The sequence below is a fragment of the Streptomyces sp. NPDC005202 genome (assembly GCF_040608235.1).
Classification (GTDB): domain Bacteria; phylum Actinomycetota; class Actinomycetes; order Streptomycetales; family Streptomycetaceae; genus Streptomyces.
Genome location: NZ_JBEXHW010000014.1, coordinates 1 through 4,606, shown reverse-complemented (window position 1 = coordinate 4,606; position 4,606 = coordinate 1). Strand labels below are relative to the sequence as shown.

The following is a 4,606-nucleotide window of genomic DNA, read 5'->3' as shown; positions in this document are numbered from 1 at the left end:
CCGGTTGTAGCCGCCGACAGCCGGGCGCAGGAACCCGACGCAGACACCGTCAGCCGCCAGAGCTCTCGTCGGCCCAGCCGGCCGGGCGCTGTCAGCCGGCCAGGAGCTTCTTGACCGCGGCGGCGACGCGCCCGCCCTCGGCCTGCCCCGCGACCTTCGGGTTCACCATCTTCATGACCGCGCCCATGGCCCGCGGCCCCTCCGCACCAGCCGCCTTCGCCTCCTCGACGGCCTGCGCGACGATCTCGTTCAGCTCCTCGTCGGTCAGCTGCTTCGGCAGGTACGCGGAGAGCACCTCGCCCTCGGCCTTCTCCCGCTCGGCCTGCTCGGCGCGACCACCCTGAGCGAAGGCGTCGGCCGCCTCACGGCGCTTCTTGGCCTCCTTGGTGATCACCTTCAGGACCTCGTCGTCGGAGAGCTCGCGCTTCTCCTTGCCCGCGACCTCCTCCTTGGTGATCGCGGCGAGCGTCAGCCGGAGCGTCGAGGAGCGGAGCTCGTCGCGCTCCTTGATCGCGGCGTTGAGGTCATCCTGCAGCTTCGACTTGAGCGTGGTCATGGGTTTGATTGTCGCAGGTACGGCGACGCACCCGCGCGCTGATTTCCCGGGCACGTCCGCGCGTTGACCCTTCGGCGGTCTCCCCGATGATTTCCCTGCGCCGTACGGGCCTGACACGATGGACCCATGCGCGCGCGATACGGAGTACCCCTGGGCATCACGGCGGTCGCGGCCGCCGGTCTCCTCTACTCGGCAGGCTTCGAGGCCCGCTCCTTCCGCCTCCGACGGGTCACCGTCCCCGTCCTGCCCTCCGGGATGCGTCCCCTGCGCGTACTGCAGGTCTCCGACATCCACATGGTCGGCGGCCAGCGCAAGAAGCAGCGCTGGCTGCGCTCGCTGGCCGGCCTGCGCCCCGATTTCGTGATCAACACCGGGGACAACCTCTCCGACCCGGAGGGCGTCCCGGAGGTCCTGGACGCGCTCGGCCCACTGATGGAGTTCCCGGGCGCGTACGTCTTCGGCTCCAACGACTACTACGGCCCCAGGCTCCGCAACCCCGCCCGCTACCTGATCGAGAAGGCGCAGGGCCGCCACGGCCTGAACGGCAACGCGCCCGTCGTAGGCGCGATCCACAACCCGTGGGAGGACCTGCGCGACGGTTTCGACGCCGCGGGCTGGCTCAACCTGACGAACACCCGCGGCATCCTGAAGGTCGAGGGCGTCTCGGTGGAGCTCACCGGCCTGGACGACCCGCACATCAAGCGGGACCGCTACGCGCGAGTGGCGGGCGGCCCCTCTGGCGCGGCGGACTTCTCGATGGGCGTGGTTCACGCCCCGTACCTGCGCGTACTGGACGCCTTCACGGCGGACGACTACCCCCTGATCCTGGCCGGCCACACCCACGGTGGCCAGCTCTGCATCCCCTTCTACGGGGCACTCGTGACCAACTGCGACCTGGACACGGACCGTGTGAAGGGCTTGTCCACGCACACGGCCGAGGGCCGCACTTCCTACCTGCACGTCTCGGCGGGCTGCGGCACCAACCGCTACACACCGGTGCGCTTCGCGTGCCCGCCGGAGGCGACGCTGCTGACGCTGGTGGGCCGGGAGTAGCGGAACGGAACCAGCGGAACGGAACCAGCGGGGCGGGACTAGCGGAACGGGACTAGCGGGGCGGGACTAGCGGGGCGGCGGAGTAGCGGGCGGAGGAGCAGGGCGGCGGAGTAGCGAGGCGGGAACAGCGGACACGGGAACGCGGGTCGAGGGGCGAGAGCCGAGGCCCCCCGGGGGGAGGAACCCGCCCGTAACCCGAACAGCCCACCCGAATCGCCCCTTCTGCCCATCTTTCCTACCTTGAGGGCATGACCGCCCCGATACCCAGGGACATACCGGATCTCCCCGCGATCCCAGGCATGCCCGCCTTGATACCCTCCGCCGTCCCCGCGACCGCCGTGGTGGCGCCCACACGCCACCCCTGGACAGCGATCTACCGCCTGCTGGTCGCTGCGGCGGCAGCGGCCGCGGTGGCCGTCGAGGTGATACTCGGCACGCCGGCCCACGTCCTGAGCCACTGCGCGATCCAGAGCAACATCCTGCTCGCCCTGGTCCTCACGCTCTCGGCCCGCCGGGCACGGACAGCCCGCCGCCCCCTGCCGTCGGCGGTGACCGGCGCGAGTGTGCTCTACATCACGATCACAGCGCTGGTCTACCACCTGCTCCTGACGCAGACCACGCCGCCGTTCTCCATCACGGGCGCGCCAGGCACCCACACGGTCTGGCAGGCGCTGGCCGGCCAGATCCTCCACACGGCAACCCCGATCGCCGCACTCTTGGACTGGCTCCTGCTGACCGCCCCCGACCGCCTGCACCTGCGCCAGGCCGTCCCCTGGCTGCTCTACCCCCTGGCCTACCTGGCCTTCTCCTTCACCCGCGGTGAACTGCTCCCCCCAGGCGCCCCCGACCGCTACCTCTACCCCTTCCTGGACGTCGACCAGCACGGCTACAAACACGTCCTCGGCAACGCCCTCCTGCTGGGCCTCTCCTTCTACGCCCTGGCCGTCTTCCTGGTCGCCCTCGACCACGCCCGCCCGAACCCGATCCGTCGCCACAGCCGCACGAAAACCGGATTTCGCCTCCAGCCGCCGGTGGGCTAAAGTAAACGACGTCGCCGCGACGAGCAGCGACATCGGGGTGTAGCGCAGCTTGGCAGCGCGCTTCGTTCGGGACGAAGAGGTCGTGGGTTCAAATCCCGCCACCCCGACAGTGAAGTACCAGGTCAGGGGCCTGATCCGCATGGCGGGTCGGGCCCCTGAGTGGTTCCTGGAGATCGCTTGGGAGAAATCTGGGAGAAGATCTTGATCGGCTTCTCCCAGGAGCAGTCTCCAGTGCCGCAGGATGAGTGACGCTCAAGCGCCCTCGGACCTGCGCGTTCGCGAATCCAGGGCTCGTAGCTGACCAGGAACGCCGCGGCGGGCCGCCCCAACGGTCGTTAGGAACACCGCACATGGCAGGTCATCGCTCAGCGCCTCCCCACGACCAGGCCCGTGCGCTCGCCCAGCGGGTGCGGGCGTTGCGGGAGGACCGCGGGTGGACGCGTGAACGGCTGGCCAAGGAGGCAGGCGTCGCCGTCGTGACGCTTCGCCGTCTGGAGAGCGAGGGAGCGATCCAGCCAGGTTTCTTCACCGTCGGCGCGGTGGCCGAGGCTCTTACCGTCTCCCTCGATGATCTTTTCCAGGTGGCCCAGGTCCCTCCCGTCACGCCCGGTCTCTGGTCAGCCGGATACGAAGGGCGCGACATCGACTCGTTCGTCGCCTCGCTCGTCGACAGCCACATCGGTGTCGTGGCGGATGTACGGCTCACCCCGATCAGCCGCAAGAAGGGCTTCAGCAAGACCCGCCTCAGGGAGGCTCTGGCCGAAGCTGGCATCGAGTACACGCACCTACGTGGCCTGGGCAATCCGAAGGACAATCGAGAACCCTTCTGGGACGGCCGCGTGGAAGTGGGGTGCGCGCGCTTCCGTGGCCTGCTGCGGTCCGAAGAGGCCCAGGCCGACCTTGACCGCCTCGCGGAGCACGCCCGAGCGTCGCGGGTCGCGGTGCTGTGCTTCGAGAAGGACGAGAGTCGCTGTCACCGACAGGTCGTCTTGGAGACGGTCCGCAGCCGGGTCCAGGTGCCAGTGAATCCCTTGGCCTGACTTCGTCCCCGGCTTTCGCACGCGCCCTTGTCAGCGGTGCATGCCTCTCGTCCAATCAGATCGGGGAGATCGATGGAGGGGGCACGCCATGACGTCGTTGGCATTCGGGAAACGGCAGCGCGCACGGATCATGATCACGGTCAAGACGTATCCGGAGCTCTCCAGCAAGTACCGCGAGACCAGCTGCGTGGCCGGCATACGCCTCGACCAAGGCGAACCGCAGCACGTACGGCTCTTCCCTGTGCCTTTCCGACTCCTGAGCGAGGAGGCCCAGTTCTCCAAGTACTCGATCATCGAAGTGGACGTCGAGCCACACCGCCTTGAGCGGGACTCTCGCCCGGAGAGTCTCCGGCCTTATCTCGACACGTTGGAGATAGTGGGTGAGGTACCGTCCGACGGCGGCTGGAAGCAACGGTATCGGCATGTGGAACCGCTGGTCGCTCCGTCGCTCTGCGCCATCAAGCGGGATCAGGAGAAGCGGGGAACATCCCTCGGCGTCTTCCGGCCCGCCGAGATCACCCGCTTTCGGCTGGAGCCCGCCGAGCCCTGGTCCGTCTCCAAAGCCGCGCTGGCCGACCAACTCGACTTGTTCGAGCAGGAGCTGAACCCGCTGGAGTGGGTGCCGCTCGACCTCCGCTACAGCTTTCGCTGCGCCGACGAGGACTGCCCGACCCACGACATGGGGCTGAAGGACTGGGAGGCTGGCCAGTCGTACCGCAAGTTCCTGCGCAAGTACGGCGAGCTAGGGGTTCGTAATGCGCTCCGCGAGCGCTGGTACAACCGGATGTGTGCCCCGAACCGGGCCGTCCACTTCTTTGTAGGTATTGAGTCGGAACAGTTTGGTTTCCTACGCGGTCGTGTAGCGGACGGCTGGGGCGGCGAAGTAGCCGCAGACGATGCGGGGCTGGCGCTGGCGG

Annotated in this window: 5 protein-coding genes and 1 tRNA gene; 5 read left to right on the top strand and 1 reads right to left on the bottom strand. The window is 68.5% G+C overall.

Annotated elements, in window-relative coordinates; all coding sequences use genetic code 11:
- Nucleotides 1-91 precede the first annotated feature (91 nt).
- Entirely contained in the window at nucleotides 92-556 is a 465-nt protein-coding gene (locus ABZV31_RS20995) for a GatB/YqeY domain-containing protein (RefSeq protein WP_355895882.1), read from the bottom strand.
- Between the two features lie 126 nt (nucleotides 557-682).
- Here ABZV31_RS20995 and ABZV31_RS20990 point away from each other — a divergent pair, with 126 nt between their 5' ends.
- From ABZV31_RS20990 to ABZV31_RS20970, 5 genes are all read left to right on the top strand, one after another.
- A complete protein-coding gene (locus ABZV31_RS20990) occupies nucleotides 683-1,609 on the top strand; it encodes a metallophosphoesterase (protein WP_355895880.1) in 927 nt (308 codons plus the stop codon).
- 248 nt (nucleotides 1,610-1,857) lie between these two features.
- Nucleotides 1,858-2,649: a Pr6Pr family membrane protein gene (locus tag ABZV31_RS20985; RefSeq protein ID WP_355895879.1), complete on the top strand. Its 792-nt coding sequence runs from the start codon at nucleotides 1,858-1,860 to the stop codon at nucleotides 2,647-2,649.
- Nucleotides 2,650-2,682: 33 nt separating this feature from the next.
- Nucleotides 2,683-2,756, top strand: a tRNA-Pro gene (locus tag ABZV31_RS20980).
- Nucleotides 2,757-2,999: 243 nt separating this feature from the next.
- The gene (locus tag ABZV31_RS20975) at nucleotides 3,000-3,689 is read left to right on the top strand and encodes a DUF488 family protein (RefSeq protein WP_355895876.1); all 690 of its coding nucleotides are present in this window, start codon (nucleotides 3,000-3,002) and stop codon (nucleotides 3,687-3,689) included.
- Nucleotides 3,690-3,777: 88 nt separating this feature from the next.
- On the top strand, nucleotides 3,778-4,606 hold an 829-nt coding region (locus ABZV31_RS20970; protein WP_355895873.1), incomplete at its 3' end, for a hypothetical protein.